Here is a 16,092-nt window from a genome sequence, read left to right as displayed (position 1 = left end):
GCGTCTACCCTGACTATCACTATGTAATGTCAGCATAGAATCATTCAGCCGAAACGGACGTTTTTTACCGGATGCAGAACGTTGTCCTACAAATCTGGCTGATACGGACCGGCACCACCTGACTCGATCTTCTGCCGAGTGATCAGGCAACCGGTCGCCAATGTCCGACCATGTGTTCCAGATCTCCGGCACCCACCAGCTGAAAATCTCCACTGGACCCCGCCGCACTGGCGAGCAACGTCACCTCGCCGGGCAACCGCACCGGCTTGCGAAACTGCACGGCGATCTCGACGTTGGCAGTCGGTAATTGATCGCTTAGTGCCGCGAGTGTCCGCGCTTTGTTCCACAAGCCATGGGCAATGGCGGTCGGGAAGCCGAACAGTCTGGCGCTCACCGTACTCAGGTGAATCGGGTTGTAGTCCCCGGATACCTTGGCGTACTGCCGGCCGATGTCCGCCGGCGCCTTCCAGCGGGTGACCTCGGTCAGCGGCAACGTCGAGGTCAGTACGTCCTCGACCGGTTCGCCTTCGAGCTTGACCCCGCGACAGAGCATCCGGCTTTCGGCTTCCCACAACGCCCCCAACTGATCGTCGAGCGTCGTCACCAGGTCGAATGTCGCTCCCTTGGCGTGCGGCTGCAGATTCTGCACCTGCACGCCGACACGCACGCGGTTGATGCCGCCCATGGGCCTGAAGACGCGAATGCGATTGCTCAGATGGATCAGCCCCAGCAACGGAAACGGAAAATTCTTGGCCGTGAGCAATTGCATCTGCAGCGCAAAGGCCAAGATGTGTGGATAAGTCGGGGGCAACAAACTGTTGTCGGCAAACCCGCAGACAGTGCGGTAGGCCGCCAGGCGTTTTGGATCGACATCGACCCAGCAACGCAATCCCGAATCGGGCAGTGTGGTCCCGGTGATCTTGCGGCGCGTCGCGGCCTGCACATACAACCCTGGCAGGTTCGGTTCGCGGTTGAGTGTGTGCCAATCGGTGATCATCACTAAGCCCCCAAAACACTTTGTCCACAGACTCGCAGTGCTTGCCCGGTGAATGCGCCGGTGCCCGGTTGTGCCAGCCAGGCCACCGCTTCGGCGACGTCTTGCGGCAAGCCGCCCTGACCCAGCGAGCTCATGCGGCGCCCGGCTTCACGCAAACCGAAGGGGATGCGTGCGGTCATTTGCGTTTCGATGAATCCCGGCGCCACCGCGTTGATGCTGATGCCGCGCTCATTGAGCAGCGGCGCCCAGGCTTGGGCCAGACCGATCAAACCAGCCTTGCTTGCGGCGTAGTTGGTTTGCCCGCGATTGCCGGCGATGCCGCTGATGGACGCCAGCAAAATCACCCGGCCGTTATCCCGCAAGGTGCCGCTGTCGAGCAGTGCCTTGGTCAGCACTTGCGGGGCATTGAGATTGACTGCGAGCACCGCGTCCCAGAATTCAGGTGTCATGTTGGCCAGGGTTTTATCCCGCGTGATGCCAGCGTTGTGCACCACGATGTCGATCCCGTCAGGCAGCTGTTCGACCAACTGCGTGGCGGCATCTTCCGCGCAAATATCCAGGGTAATGCCGCGCCCGCCGAGGCGTGCGGCAAGGGCTTCAAGATCGGTTTTGGCGGGTGGCACATCGAGCAGAATCACCTCGGCACCGTCCCGGGCCAGGGTTTCGGCGATCGATGCACCGATGCCACGCGCCGCACCCGTGACCAGCGCCTTGCGGCCCGCCAGCGGGCGAGTCCAGTCTGTGACTGGCGTGTCGCAGGCGTCCAGGCGGATCACTTGCCCGGACACGAATGCACTTTTTGGCGAAAGGAAAAACCGCAGCGGACCTTCCAGTTGATCCTCGGCGCCCTCGCCGACCTGGATCAATTGCAAGGTGCCGCCGCTGCGCAGCTCCTTGGCCAGCGAGCGACTGAAACCTTCGATGGCACGTTGAGCGCTGGCGGCGAACGGGTCGCTCAAAGTCTGCGGCGCGCGCCCGAGAATCACCAGGTGTGCACAGTGATCAAGGTTTTTTATCAGCGGCTGGAAGAATTCGCGCAGTTGCTTGAGCTGATCGGTTTGCACCAGGTCGCTGGCGTCGAACACCACGGCTTTGAGTTTGGGGCCGTGGCCGGGGATCCATGCCGTGGCGATCGAAGGTTCGCTGCCGTAGCTGTAGATTGCATCGGTCAGGCGATTGGCGAAGGCGCTGACTTTTTCCGCCAGCGGCCCGCCGCCGATCAGCAGCGCGCCTTCGATCGGACGCAGCCGGCCCGCTTGCCAGCGCTCCAGCCGCACCGGCGACGGCAGACCCAGGGCCCCGACCAGACGATGGCCGATGGATGAATTGGCGAAGTCAATATAGCGGTCAGACATGGAACGCGCTCCAGCAGCTGGGGTTCAAAGTGTGGACCATGAATCGCAATCAGTCGTTCGATTCACGAGATAAGGCCTACGCTTGGACATTGCGGATTGGTTTTGTCCCGGATTTGCAGGAGCCGGCGTGCTGGCGATGGCGGTGGGTCTGTCGACATCAATGTAACTGACACACCGCCATCGCCAGCAAGCCGGCTCCTACAGGGTTTGGTGTTCGCATTTTGATATTTCATCAGGAGCTTTTCATGACTCAGCTGCGCCGTGTCGCGATTATCGGCGGTAACCGGATTCCCTTCGCCCGCTCCAACGGGCCGTACGCCACCGCGAGCAACCAGGCGATGCTCACCGCAGCGCTCGAAGGCCTGATCGAGCGTTTCAACCTGCACGGTTTGCGCATGGGAGAAGTGGCGGCGGGCGCAGTGCTCAAGCATTCCCGGGACTTCAACCTGACCCGCGAATGCGTGCTCGGCTCGCGGCTGTCGCCGACCACCCCGGCGTATGACATTCAGCAGGCTTGCGGCACCGGCCTGGAAGCGGCGTTGCTGGTGGCCAATAAAATCGCCCTGGGCCAGATCGAGTGCGGCATTGCCGGCGGCGTCGACACCACGTCCGATGCACCGATCGGCATCAACGAAGGTCTGCGCAAAATCCTCCTGCAAGCCAATCGCGCGAAGACCACCGCCGACAAACTGAAAACGTTTTTGCAACTGCGACCGGGGCACCTCATCCCGGAATTTCCCCGCAACGGCGAGCCGCGCACGGGCTTGTCGATGGGCGAGCACTGCGAGTTGATGGCGCAAACCTGGAACATTCCGCGCGCGGAGCAGGATCAACTCGCGCTGGAAAGTCATCAGAAAATGGCGGCGTCCTATACCGAAGGTTGGCATAACGACCTGATGACGTCGTTCCTCGGCCTGACCCGCGATAACAACCTGCGCCCGGACCTGACCCTGGAAAAACTCGCCTCGCTCAAACCCGCCTTCGAGAAAAGCGCCAAAGGCACACTGACCGCCGGCAACTCGACGCCGCTCACCGACGGTGCGTCGCTGGTGCTGTTGGGCAGTGAAGAATGGGCGAAGGAGCGCGGCTTGCCGATCCTTGCGTATTTACGCGATGGCGAGGCAGCGGCGGTGGATTTCGTCAACGGTGCCGAAGGGCTGTTGATGGCGCCGGCGTATGCAGTGCCGCGTCTGCTGGCACGCAATGGCCTGACCTTGCAGGACTTCGATTACTACGAAATCCACGAAGCGTTCGCCGCGCAAGTGCTCTGCACCTTGAAGGCCTGGGAAGACCCTGAGTATTGCAAAACCCGCCTCGGCCTCGACGCGCCACTGGGCTCCATCGACCGCAGCCGGCTCAACGTCAAAGGCAGTTCACTGGCGGCGGGGCATCCGTTTGCGGCTACGGGTGGGCGCATTGTGGCCAATCTGGCCAAGCTGCTCGATGCCGCCGGAAAGGGCCGGGGGTTGATTTCGATTTGTGCGGCGGGCGGGCAGGGCGTCACCGCCATCATCGAACGCTGAAGATTTAACTGAATAAAACCGGGAACCTGTGGGCGCGGCGGTGCGACGATTCGACTTGCTCGCGAAGGCGGTGGGTCAGTCGATACATTAGTTGACTGACACTCCGCCTTCGCGAGCAAGCCCGCTCCTGCAGGGAATCAGCGGTGTTGAATACATAAGTGACATGGCCTAACGTCCGTCTTATTAGCCACCTCGCAACACAAGGCCAGTCAATGGCGACTAACGGACAACAATCCCTGGAAAGGACGATCCCGACCCTGACCGTGCTGCCGCGTCCACTGTATGCGCGGGCGGAAAGCCTGAACGCCGGTTCGTGGACGCCGTCTCACCGCCACGACTGGGTGCAGTTTTCCTACGCGATCAGCGGCGTTCTCGGCGTGCACACCGCCGAAGGCAGTTTTTTTGCGCCGCCGCAGTGGGGGATCTGGATTCCGGCGGGTTTCGAGCATCAGGTCGTGACCTCGATGCGCGCCGAGATGCGCAGTCTTTATGTGCGCCGTGAGGATTGCCCATGGGCGGACGACCGGTGCCGGGTGCTGGAGGTGACGCCGCTGGCCCGGGAGTTGATCAAGAGTTTTTGCCTGCTGCCCGTGGAGTATCCACAGGGCGACAGCCCGCAAGCACGGCTGGTGAGTGTGTTGCTCGACCAGTTGGCGAATCTGCCCGAAGTCGGTTTCTCGCTGCCGTTGCCGCGCCATGAACGTTTGCTGGGCCTGTGCAATGAGCTGATCGAGAGTCCGGAGCGGAACGTGACCTTGCAGGAATGGGCGGAGCGACTAGGCACGTCGGAGAAAACCCTGATGCGCCTGTTCCAGCGTGAAACCGGGCTGAGTTTTCGCGGCTGGCGTCAGCGGATGCGACTGCTGTCGTCGTTGAGTTTGCTGGAGGAGGGGGACAGCGTGACGAATACCGCGTTGTCTTGTGGATACGACTCGACGTCAGCGTTTATTGCCGCGTTCAAGGGGTTGTTCGGGTTTACGCCCGGAGAATTGTTTCGGCAGTAACACCGCAGGTCAATTGTGGGAGCGGGCTTGCTCGCGAAGCGGTGTGTCAGGCAACGAAGATGTCGACTGACACACCGCTTCGCGAGCAAGCCGGCTCCCACATTTCAACCTGCAGTGTTCCCGATGTCAGGTTCTGAAACGACGAACCAACCCGTCCAGCTCATTCGACAACCCGGCCAGGCTCTGGGAATCCAGCCGCGCCGAATTCGCCAGTTCCGCCACCAACTGCGCATCGCCATGGATCTGGCTGATGTGCCGATTGATGTCTTCCGCCACCTGGTGCTGTTGTTCTGCCGCCGTAGCGATCTGAGTGTTCATGTCGCGAATCACGTCCACCGATTCACGAATCTGCCCGAAGCTGCTGCGCGCCTCGCCGATGCGGGTCACCGACTGCTGGGACACCTCCAGGCTCGCGTGCATCTGCTGAGTCACCTGGCTGGTGCGCTTGGCGAGGTTACCCAGTAACCCGTCGATTTCCGCCGTGGAATCGGCCGTGCGTTTGGCCAAGGCCCGCACTTCGTCCGCCACCACCGCAAAACCGCGACCTTGTTCACCGGCCCGTGCAGCCTCGATGGCAGCGTTCAGCGCCAGCAGGTTGGTTTGTTCGGCGATTGAACGGATAGTCCCGAGAATCGACTGAATGTCATTGCTGTCGCGTTCCAGCTGTTGCATCGATTGCGCCGACTGTTCGATTTCCTGGCTCAGTCGATCAACACTGGTTACCGCCGCATCAATCTGCTGCTGACCTTCACGCGCCTGGCGCTGGCCGCTGTCGGCCGATTCGGCGGCCTGACTGCAGGAGCGTGCGACTTCGTTGGCGGTGGCGACCATTTCGTGGAACGCGGTGGACACCATGTCCACGGCTTCACGCTGGCGCCCGGCCGCTTCAGCCATGTCGCTGGAGACCTGGGTCGAGCTCTTGGAGGTGGCGAGGATTTTGGTCGCTGCGCCGCCGATGCTTTGGATCAGGTTACGAATCGCCGCCAGGAACTGGTTGAACCAGTTGGCCAGTTGCGCGGTTTCGTCGCTGCCACGGATTTGCAGGTTTTTGGTCAGGTCGCCCTCACCCTGGGCGATGCCTTCCAGGCCATCGGCCACGCTACGGATCGGACGCACGATGACGCTGGCGAAACTGGCGCCGACGATGGCGAAGACCACTGCCAGCACGGCAGCGATGATTGCGATCAACCAGGTCAGTTGGGTCGCGGTGCTCATCACGTCGCTTTGCTTGATCAGGCCGATGAAGGTCCAGCCCAGTTGCTCGGACGGCCAGACGTTGGCCATGTAGCGCTCGCCATTGAGTTCGACTTCGACCAGGCCTTTACCGGCCTTGGCCAGTTGCGCATAACCCTCGCCGAGGCTGCCCAGGGCCTTGAAGTTGTGTTCCGGTTGTTTCGGATCGACCAGTACGGTGCCGGAGTTTTCCAGCAGCATCAGGTAACCGGTTTCGCCGAGCTTGATCTGTTTGACCAGTTCGGTGAGCTGTTTGAGCGAAACGTCGATGCTGACCACGCCGCCGTTGGTGCCCAGCTTGTTGTCGATGGTGCGTACGGTACTGACGTAGGACGTATCGTTTTCGGCCCAGTAATAGGCCTCGGTACGGAACGGCTTGCCCGGTTTGGCCTGGGCCGCCTTGTACCACGGACGCTGGCGCGGGTCGTAGTTGGCCAGCTTGGCATCGTCCGGCCACGACACGTAACCGCCAGCCGCAGTGCCGAGGATGGCGTAGGCGTAAGACGGATGGGCGTTACCCAGGTCCTGCAGGAAGCCGAAGACTTTTTTGTCCATCTCGCCTTGGGGAATGCTGGCGGCGTTGGCATTCATGTAGGTCTTGAGGCTGTCGTCGGAGTTCGTGATCAGCGGTTGCTTGGCCAGGTACTCGACGTTCTGGCTGATGCCGTCGAAGAACAGTTGCATGGCATTGCTGACCTGACGGATTTCGCGACCGCTGTTGTCGACGAATTCGTCCTTGGCATCACTGCGCAGGTTCAGCACAACAAGGGTGGCGACCAGCACTACGGGCAAGCAGGCGATGATTGCAAACGCCCACGTCAACTTCTGTTTGATGTTCATCCGCGCTCCAGATTTTCTTGTAGGCCCACGCAGTGCAGATGACTCGCGGTTTTTGGCAGCCGAAAACGTTAGGGTTCAACTCGGGTCCGTGAGTGCGCATCCGTTTTTTCTGTAGGAACGATTGTCGGACAAATACTTTTGTCACTGATAACTTCGGCTGACGTAGGCGAAAATTGAGGCCTATTGAGAAAATTCCTACGAAAGGGGGTAATGCCGAGGAGCCTGTAGGAGCGAGCTTGCTCGCGAAAGACTTAAGAGCACCGCGTTTATCCAGTAAATAAGCGTTATCGTTAACGACCATCGCGAGCAAGCTCGCTCCTACCGTTTTGCTGGGTAATCCGGCACATTGTGTGCATCTTGAGATCCACAGTAACGTTCATAGGTCGGCAACCCCTCCCCCGAACGAGTGGATTGCCGTATAACGAATGACTTTCGCGTGTTTGGTAATAAAGGACCCACAATAAAAGCTGATGAAGACTCCAAAACGCATTGAACCCCTGATCGAGGACGGTCTGGTCGACGAGGTGCTGCGCCCACTCATGAGTGGTAAAGAAGCAGCTGTTTATGTGGTGCGCTGCGGCAACCAGTTACGTTGCGCGAAGGTCTACAAGGAGGCGAATAAACGCAGTTTCCGTCAGGCGGCCGAGTACCAGGAAGGCCGCAAGGTGCGCAACAGCCGTCAGGCCCGTGCGATGGCCAAAGGCTCCAAGTTCGGCAAGAAAGAAACCGAAGACGCCTGGCAGAACGCCGAAGTGGCGGCGTTGTTCCGTCTGGCCGGTGCCGGTGTTCGAGTCCCTCAGCCTTACGACTTCCTTGAAGGCGTGCTGTTGATGGAGCTGGTGGCCGACGAGTACGGCGATGCCGCACCGCGTCTGAACGACGTGGTGCTGGAGCCGGACCAGGCACGCGAATATCACGCGTTCCTGATTTCGCAGATCGTGCTGATGTTGTGTACCGGCCTGGTGCACGGTGACCTGTCCGAGTTCAACGTACTGTTGACCCCGACCGGCCCGGTCATCATCGACTTGCCGCAAGCGGTGGACGCGGCGGGCAACAACCACGCGTTCAGCATGCTGGAGCGCGACGTGGGCAACATGGCGTCCTACTTCGGACGGTTTGCCCCGGAGCTGAAAAAGACCAGGTACGCCAAGGAAATGTGGGCGTTGTACGAAGCCGGCACCTTGCACCCGGCCAGTGTCTTGACCGGCGAGTTCGACGAACCGGAAGAGTTGGCCGACGTCGGCGGGATCATGCGCGAAATCGAGGCCGCACGCCTGGATGAAGAGCGCAAGCAAGCGGTCCGCGCGGCAGATGACGCGCCACCGAACAAGTCCGAAGAACCGCCTCCGCCCTGGATGCAGTGATCGGTTGACGAAAAACCCGGCCTCGGCCGGGTTTTTTGCAACACCACAACTCCCCCTGCAGGAGCAGGCTTGCTGCGGGCGGCGTTCCGACGATGAGGCCATCACATCCAACATCGATGTTGAACATTAGCCCGCCATCGCCAGCAAGCCGGCGCCTACAAGGTTTGTGTAAACCACCACACTCAAGGATTGAATGTGAGCACCTCCACCCGCAATGCCCAACTGATCATCGCCGCCCGTCTGATCTCGGACTTCGGCGCATTCCTCAACATGGTCGCCCTGGCCACCTACGTCTATCTGCTCAGCAACAGCGCCATGAGCGTCGGCGTCTTCCTCGCCAGCCGTGTGGGCGGAGGGGTTTTCGCCAGCCTCATCGGCACCCGGTTCTATCGTCGCTGGGCCGGGCGTCTGCCGTTGATTGCCTTCGACCTGTTGCGCGCCGGATTGCTGGGCCTGCTGCTGGTGTTGCCGGTTACCGAACAAGCGTTGCTGCTGCCGGTCATTGCGTTCGGTCTTGGTTTCGGCAACTCGATGTTCGCGATCGGCCTCAACAGTCAGTTGCCGCACTTGATTGAAGGCGATCAACTGCTCAAGACCAACGCCTGGATCACTTCGGCGTCGTCGGCAGCAATGGTCGGCGGAAGTCTGGTGGCGGGGTTATTGGTGGCAGCGTTTGGCTTTGAAACGGTCTTCGCGCTGAACGTGGTCACTTACCTGCTGGCCGCGTTGTTCATCCTGCCGCTGCGATTTGCCCGACCGTCTCCCGGTGCCGAGGCCGATCACGAACGAGGCGAATGGTCAGCTTTGCGCCAAGGTCTGCGGACTACGCCGGTGGTGGCGGCGATGCTCGCGGTTGCCATGGCCGATACCCTGGGCAGCGCCGCACACAACGTGGGTTTGCCGATCATTTCAAAATGGCTGACACCCGAATCCGCCAGCACCACGCTGGGCTTGATGCTGGCGGTGTGGGCCTGCGGAAAACTCGTCGGCGCACGAATCGCCAGTCGCCTCAAAGGCTCGGACAACGTGAACCTGGAGCGACGGTTTTTCTTCGGCGTGCTGCTGATGTCCTGCGGCTTCATCCTGATGTTCCAGCAGCAAACCCTCTACGGTTTGCTGCTGTTCTCACTGCCGGCAGGGTTGGGCGACGGCTTCTCTGAAGTCGGCCTGATGTCGCGCCTGCAACGGGAACCGGACAGCCTGCGCCTGCCGATCTTCAGTTTCCTGACGTTGTTACAGATGACCGGGTTCGGTGTCGGCATGCTGATCGCCGCACCGTTCTACGCCTGGTGGGCGCCCGGAGCGGTGGTGCTGTTGTTCCACGGCATTCCCCTCGCCACATTGCTGGTGGTGAAGGGTTTGGCGATCAGGGGCGAGCGGGTGCGGCGCAGCAACCCGACTCGAGATTTTTGAGGATCGGGCAATCCGGACGGTGATCGCCGTGGCAGTGCTCGACCAGGTCCTGCAAGGTGTCGCGCAACTGGCCGAGTTCGAGGATTTTCTGGTTGAGCTCGTCGATGTGCTGACGAGCCAGGGCCTTTACGTCGGCACTGGCGCGCTGACGGTCCTGCCAGAGGGTCAGCAGTTTGCCGACCTCTTCCAGTGAAAACCCCAGGTCCCGCGAACGTTTGATAAACGCCAGCGTGTGCAAGTCGTCATCGCCGTACACCCGGTAACCGCTGTCGGTGCGATGAGCCGCCTTGAGCAAGCCGATGGACTCGTAGTAGCGGATCATCTTCGCGCTCAGGCCACTTTTGCGGGCTGCTTGGCCGATGTTCATCGGTTGTCCTCCAGATCCTCGGGTTTCCAGGTTTTCAACAGTAGCGCATTGCTCACCACGCTGACGCTCGACAACGCCATCGCCGCGCCCGCCAGCACCGGGTTGAGGAAACCGAAGGCCGCCAACGGAATGCCGATCAGGTTATAGACGAAGGCCCAGAACAGATTCTGACGAATCTTTGCGTAGGTCTTGCGGCTGATTTCCAGCGCTGCCGGCACCAGTCGTGGATCGCCGCGCATCAGCGTGATGCCGGCAGCGTGCATGGCGACGTCGGTGCCGCCCCCCATGGCGATGCCAATGTCCGCGGCGGCCAGGGCCGGAGCGTCGTTGATCCCGTCGCCGACCATCGCCACCACACCGGTTTTCTTCAGTTCAGCGACGGTGGCGGCTTTGTCGGCCGGCAGCACTTCGGCGTGGACATCCTTGATGCCGAGCGCCTCGGCCACCACTTTGGCGCTGCCGCGATTGTCGCCGGTCAGCAAGTGGCTGCTGATGTGACGGGCGCTGAGTTGTTGCACCGCCTGCAGCGCGCCGGGTTTGAGCGTGTCACCGAAGGCGAACAGGCCCAGAACGGTCGGTTGCGGACTTTGCTCGATCAGCCAGGACAGGGTCCGGCCTTCGGCTTCCCACGCAGTGGCCGAGTCAGCCAAAGGACCGGCGCTTAATCCGCTTTCTTCCAGCAAGCGCCGATTGCCCAACGCCAGGCGCCGACCCTCGAGCGTGCCCGCGATGCCGAGACCTGTCAGCGATTGACTGGCGCTGATGTCCGCCACGGTCAAACCGCGCTCGACGCACGCGTCAAGCACCGCCTTGGCCAGTGGGTGTTCACTGCCGCGTTGCAGGGCGCCGGCCAATTTCAGCAGAGCGGCTTCATCACCATCGATGGCACTTAAATGAGCGATACGTGGCGCACCCGAAGTCAGCGTGCCGGTCTTGTCGAACACCACGGCGCTGACTTCATGGGCACGCTCGAGTGCTTCGGCGTCCTTGATCAGAATGCCGTAGCGCGCGGCGACGCCAGTGCCGGCCATGATCGCGGTTGGCGTGGCCAGACCAAGCGCACAAGGGCAGGCGATCACCAATACCGCGACGGCATTGATCAGCGCCGTTTCGATGGGCGCGCCGTACAGCCACCAACCGATCAGGGTTGCCAATGCAATCAGCAGAACCGTTGGCACAAATACCTGGCTGACTTTATCCACCAGTTTCTGGATCGGCGCTTTCGCGGCTTGCGCGTCTTCCACCAGGCGGATGATCCGCGCCAACACCGTTTCTGCGCCCAAGGCCAAGGTGCGCACCAGCAACCGACCCTCACCATTGATGGCGCCGCCGGTGACCTTGTCGCCGGGCTGTTTCGGCACGGGCAGACTCTCGCCGCTGATCAGCGCTTCGTCGGCGTGGCTCTGGCCTTCCACCACTTCGCCGTCCACGGGAAAGCGTTCGCCGGGTTTGACCAGCACCAGATCATTGAGACGCAAGGCGCTGATGGCGACATCCTGTTCGCGGCCGTCGATCACTTGAATGGCCCGCTCCGGACGCAAGGCTTCGAGGGCGCGGATGGCGCTGGCGGTCTGGCGTTTGGCGCGGCTTTCGAGGTATTTTCCCAGCAAGATCAAGGCGATCACGACGGCCGAGGCTTCGAAATACAGATGCGGCATGCGCCCGGCAGCGGTGGCCCATTCGTAGAGGCTCAAGCCATAACCGGCGCTGGTGCCGAGGGCGACCAGCAAGTCCATATTGCCGGCGCCGGCGCGCACCGCTTTCCATGCGGCCACATAAAAGCGGGCGCCGAAGATGAATTGCACTGGCGTGGCCAACGCGAACTGCACCCACGCCGGGAGCATCCAGTGCACGCCGAACGGTTGCAGCACCATCGGCAACACCAGCGGCAAGGCGAGGGCGATCGCCATGATCAAGACCCAGCGCTCACGGTGCAGGCGCTGTTGCTGAGTGTCGGTGGTCGGGTGTTCGACTTCCCAGACGCTGGCGTTGTAGCCAGCCTTGGTCACGGCAGCGATCAAGTGTTGTGGATCGATCTGACCGAGCAGTTCGAGGTGGGCGCGTTCATTGGCCAGGTTGACGCTGACACTTTTGACCCCCGGCACTTTGGCCAGTGCCCGTTCCACCCGACCGACGCACGACGCGCAGGTCATGCCGTCGATGCTCAACTCCAGACTCTGCTGCGGCACGCTGTAACCGGCCTGATGCACCGCGTCCATCAACGCTGGCAGGCTGTCGCTGGGTGCTTGAACGCGGGCATGTTCGGTGGCGAGATTGACGCTGATCGCTGAGGCGCCGATGACTTTGCTCAAGGCACGCTCGACACGCCCGGCGCAACTGGCGCAGGTCATGCCGGCAATCGGCAGATCGAAAGTGGTGGTTTCGGACATCGGTCGCGCTCCCTGTAAAAGATGCCTACAGGATCAACCTTGCCATGTTGGCAAGGTCAAGCGCCATGATTCAGATCAACACTGCGCTTTTGCAGGAGCAAGCTTGCTCCTGCAAAAGGGCGCTGGCGACTCAATAACCGAGGTCAGTAGGCTTCAGATACATCCCTTCCTGCGTCATCGCAATCCGGAACTTCAACACATCCCCGGCCTTGAGCGTGATGTTCTGCGACCCCGGCGCCAACATTCCCGGGTTGCAACCCGGCGCCTGGCCCGGCAGCAGTTTCAGGCGCAGGGAAACATTGCCCGGCGGCAGGTTGAACGAGGTGCTTTGTTCCTGAAACAGCCGCGCCGAGAGTTGATCCTGGATGTACACGCCGATTTCGCAGTTGGTCGAGACTTCCAGGCGCTCGCGGGAAATGATCAGCACGCCGTAATCCTCCCCGGCAGCATTGACCGAGGGCACGGCGGCGAAAAGGGTGAGGAAGCCAAACAGGCTGAGAGCTGACCAGCGCATGGCTGAATCTCCTGAGATCGAGTCATAGATGCACGCAGCTTGGCCGAGCGCGACGCCGATTGCCAGCCCGGCAGATCACTTCAGAACTTGACCTTGCCATGGTGGCAAGCTCGAGACTGCTCGCAATCTCACTAAAGGAGTCATTCCATGCAAGTGTTCAACGTTCAAGGCATGTCCTGCGGTCACTGCGTCAAAGCCATCACTCAAGCGCTGCAAGCGAAGGATCCCGCGGCCAGCGTGCGGATTGATCTGGCGGCAAAGGAAGTCGGCGTCGAGAGTACGTTGACTGCGGATGAAGTGATCGCAGCGATCACTGAAGAAGGCTACGAAGTGAAAGTCGCCTGAAGCTACACGCAAATCCCCTGTGGGAGCGGGCTTGCTCGCGAATGCGGTGGGTCATTCAGCAGTGATGTTGAATGACACACCGCATTCGCGAGCAAGCCCGCTCCCACATTGGTATTGCATTCATCCTGAGGTATTTAATAGTTAGCGAGCTATCGGAATGTTCAAGGCGCCCCCACGCAGCTAGACTGTGGAGCTGCCGACCTCAGTCCTGGATGCCTGATGAACTTGCGTACCATTTTGATACTTGGCGCCCTGACCGCTTTTGGGCCGCTTGCAATCGACTTTTATCTGCCGGCGTTCCCGGCCATGGCGCTGGCGTTCGGCACCGATGAACAACACGTTCAGCTGACACTGGCCGCGTATTTCCTGGGTTTGTCCATTGGTCAGCTTATGTACGGGCCCGTGGCGGATCGGTTTGGCCGGCGCATTCCATTGTTGACGGGCGTCGGTCTGTTCACCGCCGCTTCCTTGGCGTGCGCCTATGCGCCGAACCTTGAATGGCTGCTCGGCGCGCGTTTTGTCCAGGCGCTGGGCGGCTGCGCGGGGATGGTGATTTCCCGTGCGATCGTCAGCGACAAATGCGACGCGGTGGGTTCGGCCAAAGTCTTTTCCCAACTGATGCTGGTCATGGGCCTGGCGCCGATTCTCGCGCCGATGCTCGGCGGGTTGCTGGTCAATACCACGGGCTGGCAGTCGATCTTCCTGGTGCTGAGCGGTTTCAGTGCCTTGGCGGCACTGGCCGTGGCGCTAGGCTTGCCGGAAAGCATGCCTGCGCATGTGCCACGTCAACCGCTGTCAGGCGCGCTGCGTCAGTACGGTCGCCTGCTGTCAGACCCGGTGTACCTCGGCCACGCCCTGACCGGTGGCATCGCCATCGCCGGGATGTTTGCCTACATCGCCGGTTCGCCTTTCGTCTTCATCAAACTCTACGGCATACCGGCCGAGCATTTCGGCTGGTTGTTCGGCACCAATGCGGCGGGTTTCATTCTGGTTGCACAGATCAACGCTCGGCTGCTGGCCAAGCGTGGCCCCGCATTTTTGCTGGCGCGTACGGTGTGGATTTACCTGGCGGCGGGCCTGACGCTGCTGGTCGTCAGTTCGCTGCACACCGAGCAATTGTGGCCGCTGCTGGTTCCGCTGTTCATCTGCATCGCCAGCCTCGGTTGCATCCTCCCCAACGCGTCGGCCTGTGCCATGAACGGGCAGGGCGCCCGCGCCGGGAGTGCGTCAGCGATGCTCGGGTGCCTGCAATTCAGCGTCGCCGCCGGGGCTGCGTCGCTGGTGGGTATTTTGTACGACGGCAGCGCTGTGCCGATGGCCATGGTCATCAGCCTGTGCGCAATTCTGGTGGTGAGCGTGGCGATGCTCACCCGGCGTTTGCAAAATGCCCGGGCGTTGGCGCAAGCCCAGGTGTGAGGAAGGTCTCAGCCGGCAGCGCGTTGCTGCGGGACGGGAATCTGATGAGGGGCGTGCAATCGTGCTTCGAGGGTTCGGGTGAACGCACGCGCTTCAGCTTCGCTACGGAACGTCACCGCGTGTTGGTCCAGGCGGACCTGCCACTGGGATTTTGCCAATTCTTTTATCAGGATCTTCATTGCTGACCTCCTCGGTTAAAAGATTGCATCGCAGAGCGGATTGTAGACCTGAATACGATCGCAATTATGACAACGGTCAACCTTCGGACTGACGGTGTCGTCCATGCAGACGACACTTGTATCAATCTGTTTCAGAAGCCCTCGAGCACAATCTTGCCCTTGGACTTGCCGCTCTCCAGCAGCTCATGCGCACGTCGCAGATTCGCCGCGTTGATGGTCCCGAAGTGCTCGCCCACCGTGGTTTTGAGTGTCCCGGCATCGATCAGCCCGGCCACGCGGTTGAGCAGTTTGTGCTGCTCGATCATGTCCGCCGTTTCGAACAGCGAGCGGGTGTACATGAACTCCCAGTGCAGGGACAGGCTCTTGCGTTTGAGCTTGGTCACGTCCAGCGCTTTCGGATCATCGATCAGCGCGAGTTTGCCTTGTGGCGCCAGGGCCTCGACCAATTGATCGAAATGCTGGTCGGTCTGGGTCAGGCTGGCGACGTGGGTCACCTGCGCAACGCCTGCGCGTTTCAGTTCTTCGCTGAGCGACTGGCTGTGGTCGATCACCAGGTCGGCGCCCAACTCACGCACCCAGCTCTGGGTTTGCACACGGGACGCGGTGCCGATGACTTTCAAACCGGTGAGTTGACTCGCCAGTTGCGTCAGGATCGAACCGACACCGCCGGCAGCCCCGACGATCAGCAGGCTCTGGCCTTCATCCGCGTTGCCTTCGCGCACTTGCAGGCGTTCGAAAAGCAATTCCCACGCGGTGATGGCGGTCAGAGGCAGCGCGGCCGCTTCGGCGAAACCGAGGGTTTTCGGCATATGGCCGACGATCCGCTCGTCCACCACGTGCAGTTCGCTGTTGCCGCCGGCACGGGCAATCGAGCCGGCATAGAACACTTTGTCGCCGGCCTTGAACAACGTCACTTCACTGCCGACGGCCTTGACCACGCCGGCCACGTCCCAGCCCAGCACTTTTGCCAAGCCGCCTTCGGGCTGGACGTTCTGGCGGACCTTGGTGTCCACCGGGTTGACCGAGATGGCTTTGACTTCCACCAGCAGGTCACGCGGGCCGGCGACCGGTTCCGGCAGTTCGATGTCTTGCAGGGATTTTTCGTCGCTGATGGGCAGCGAGGCGTAGTAGGCAATGGCTTTCATGAGCGAT

General features: G+C 61.1%; 14 protein-coding genes and 1 pseudogene. 6 read left to right on the top strand and 9 right to left on the bottom strand.

Annotation, left to right across the window (positions count from 1 at the left end; genetic code table 11):
- Positions 1–142: 142 nt before the first annotated feature.
- Both PMI01S_RS08305 and PMI01S_RS08300 read right to left on the bottom strand, forming a co-directional pair.
- Positions 143–997 (bottom strand): MaoC family dehydratase, encoded by an 855-nt coding sequence (locus tag PMI01S_RS08305; protein ID WP_084319154.1) that lies wholly within the window; start codon positions 995–997, stop codon positions 143–145.
- 2 nt (positions 998–999) lie between these two features.
- Positions 1,000–2,352: a 3-oxoacyl-ACP reductase gene (locus PMI01S_RS08300; protein ID WP_084319152.1), complete on the bottom strand. Its 1,353-nt coding sequence runs from the start codon at positions 2,350–2,352 to the stop codon at positions 1,000–1,002.
- Between the two features lie 245 nt (positions 2,353–2,597).
- On the opposite strand from PMI01S_RS08300, the gene PMI01S_RS08295 reads away from it, so the two are divergent.
- Together PMI01S_RS08295 and PMI01S_RS08290 are read left to right on the top strand one after the other, a co-directional pair.
- Positions 2,598–3,875, top strand: a complete 1,278-nt coding sequence (locus PMI01S_RS08295; protein WP_084319150.1) for an acetyl-CoA C-acetyltransferase — start codon at positions 2,598–2,600, stop codon at positions 3,873–3,875.
- A gap of 212 nt (positions 3,876–4,087) precedes the next feature.
- Positions 4,088–4,879 (top strand): AraC family transcriptional regulator, encoded by a 792-nt coding sequence (locus PMI01S_RS08290; protein ID WP_084319148.1) that lies wholly within the window; start codon positions 4,088–4,090, stop codon positions 4,877–4,879.
- Between the two features lie 126 nt (positions 4,880–5,005).
- On the opposite strand, the gene PMI01S_RS32370 is transcribed toward PMI01S_RS08290, so the two are convergent.
- Positions 5,006–5,734: a methyl-accepting chemotaxis protein gene (locus PMI01S_RS32370; protein WP_371850912.1), complete on the bottom strand. Its 729-nt coding sequence runs from the start codon at positions 5,732–5,734 to the stop codon at positions 5,006–5,008.
- A 129-nt stretch (positions 5,735–5,863) separates the two neighbouring features.
- Positions 5,864–6,796 (bottom strand): annotated as a pseudogene (locus tag PMI01S_RS32365) (cache domain-containing protein); the annotation flags it as partial.
- A gap of 626 nt (positions 6,797–7,422) precedes the next feature.
- Between PMI01S_RS32365 and PMI01S_RS08275 the strand changes: the two are divergent.
- Positions 7,423–8,316, top strand: a complete 894-nt coding sequence (locus PMI01S_RS08275; protein ID WP_084319144.1) for a PA4780 family RIO1-like protein kinase — start codon at positions 7,423–7,425, stop codon at positions 8,314–8,316.
- Positions 8,317–8,511: 195 nt separating this feature from the next.
- Positions 8,512–9,729: an MFS transporter gene (locus PMI01S_RS08270; RefSeq protein ID WP_084319142.1), complete on the top strand. Its 1,218-nt coding sequence runs from the start codon at positions 8,512–8,514 to the stop codon at positions 9,727–9,729.
- Here PMI01S_RS08270 and cueR read toward each other — a convergent pair.
- The 3 genes from cueR to PMI01S_RS08255 form a co-directional block, all read right to left on the bottom strand.
- Positions 9,683–10,096 carry a Cu(I)-responsive transcriptional regulator gene (cueR, locus tag PMI01S_RS08265; protein ID WP_084319140.1) on the bottom strand — a complete coding sequence of 138 codons (414 nt, stop codon included), beginning with the start codon at positions 10,094–10,096 and terminating at the stop codon, positions 9,683–9,685. The two genes, PMI01S_RS08270 and cueR, sit on opposite strands and share 47 nt — an antisense overlap.
- On the bottom strand, positions 10,093–12,486 hold the full coding sequence (locus PMI01S_RS08260; RefSeq protein ID WP_084319138.1) for a heavy metal translocating P-type ATPase: 2,394 nt from the start codon (positions 12,484–12,486) through the stop codon (positions 10,093–10,095). The genes cueR and PMI01S_RS08260 overlap by 4 nt, the downstream gene beginning before the upstream one ends.
- Before the next feature lie 130 nt (positions 12,487–12,616).
- A complete protein-coding gene (locus PMI01S_RS08255) occupies positions 12,617–13,000 on the bottom strand; it encodes a hypothetical protein (protein ID WP_084319136.1) in 384 nt (127 codons plus the stop codon).
- Between the two features lie 147 nt (positions 13,001–13,147).
- On the opposite strand from PMI01S_RS08255, the gene PMI01S_RS08250 reads away from it, so the two are divergent.
- Together PMI01S_RS08250 and PMI01S_RS08245 are read left to right on the top strand one after the other, a co-directional pair.
- Complete coding sequence (locus PMI01S_RS08250; protein WP_084319134.1) at positions 13,148–13,345, top strand: heavy-metal-associated domain-containing protein; 198 nt, start codon at positions 13,148–13,150, stop codon at positions 13,343–13,345.
- A 219-nt stretch (positions 13,346–13,564) separates the two neighbouring features.
- A complete protein-coding gene (locus PMI01S_RS08245) occupies positions 13,565–14,761 on the top strand; it encodes a multidrug effflux MFS transporter (RefSeq protein WP_084319132.1) in 1,197 nt (398 codons plus the stop codon).
- 8 nt (positions 14,762–14,769) lie between these two features.
- On the opposite strand, the gene PMI01S_RS31645 is transcribed toward PMI01S_RS08245, so the two are convergent.
- Together PMI01S_RS31645 and PMI01S_RS08240 are read right to left on the bottom strand one after the other, a co-directional pair.
- Positions 14,770–14,940 (bottom strand): hypothetical protein, encoded by a 171-nt coding sequence (locus PMI01S_RS31645; protein ID WP_167362912.1) that lies wholly within the window; start codon positions 14,938–14,940, stop codon positions 14,770–14,772.
- Positions 14,941–15,071: 131 nt separating this feature from the next.
- Entirely contained in the window at positions 15,072–16,085 is a 1,014-nt protein-coding gene (locus PMI01S_RS08240) for a zinc-binding alcohol dehydrogenase family protein (RefSeq protein ID WP_084319130.1), read from the bottom strand.
- Positions 16,086–16,092 lie beyond the last annotated feature (7 nt).

Source organism: Pseudomonas migulae NBRC 103157 (assembly GCF_002091715.1).
Lineage (GTDB): Bacteria > Pseudomonadota > Gammaproteobacteria > Pseudomonadales > Pseudomonadaceae > Aquipseudomonas > Aquipseudomonas migulae_A.
This window is presented reverse-complemented; position numbering and strand designations above follow the sequence as displayed.

Excerpts from the sequence above, each read along its gene's own strand:
- PMI01S_RS08305 (WP_084319154.1), bottom strand. The coding sequence starts at position 997 with ATGATCACCGATTGGCACACACTCAACCGCGAACCGAACCTGCCAGGG.
- PMI01S_RS08300 (WP_084319152.1), bottom strand. The coding sequence starts at position 2,352 with ATGTCTGACCGCTATATTGACTTCGCCAATTCATCCATCGGCCATCGT.
- PMI01S_RS08295 (WP_084319150.1), top strand. The coding sequence starts at position 2,598 with ATGACTCAGCTGCGCCGTGTCGCGATTATCGGCGGTAACCGGATTCCC.
- PMI01S_RS08290 (WP_084319148.1), top strand. The coding sequence starts at position 4,088 with ATGGCGACTAACGGACAACAATCCCTGGAAAGGACGATCCCGACCCTG.
- PMI01S_RS32370 (WP_371850912.1), bottom strand. The coding sequence starts at position 5,734 with ATGGTGTCCACCGCGTTCCACGAAATGGTCGCCACCGCCAACGAAGTC.
- PMI01S_RS08275 (WP_084319144.1), top strand. The coding sequence starts at position 7,423 with ATGAAGACTCCAAAACGCATTGAACCCCTGATCGAGGACGGTCTGGTC.
- cueR (WP_084319140.1), bottom strand. The coding sequence starts at position 10,096 with ATGAACATCGGCCAAGCAGCCCGCAAAAGTGGCCTGAGCGCGAAGATG.
- PMI01S_RS08260 (WP_084319138.1), bottom strand. The coding sequence starts at position 12,486 with ATGTCCGAAACCACCACTTTCGATCTGCCGATTGCCGGCATGACCTGC.
- PMI01S_RS08255 (WP_084319136.1), bottom strand. The coding sequence starts at position 13,000 with ATGCGCTGGTCAGCTCTCAGCCTGTTTGGCTTCCTCACCCTTTTCGCC.
- PMI01S_RS08250 (WP_084319134.1), top strand. The coding sequence starts at position 13,148 with ATGCAAGTGTTCAACGTTCAAGGCATGTCCTGCGGTCACTGCGTCAAA.
- PMI01S_RS08245 (WP_084319132.1), top strand. The coding sequence starts at position 13,565 with ATGAACTTGCGTACCATTTTGATACTTGGCGCCCTGACCGCTTTTGGG.
- PMI01S_RS31645 (WP_167362912.1), bottom strand. The coding sequence starts at position 14,940 with ATGAAGATCCTGATAAAAGAATTGGCAAAATCCCAGTGGCAGGTCCGC.
- PMI01S_RS08240 (WP_084319130.1), bottom strand. The coding sequence starts at position 16,085 with ATGAAAGCCATTGCCTACTACGCCTCGCTGCCCATCAGCGACGAAAAA.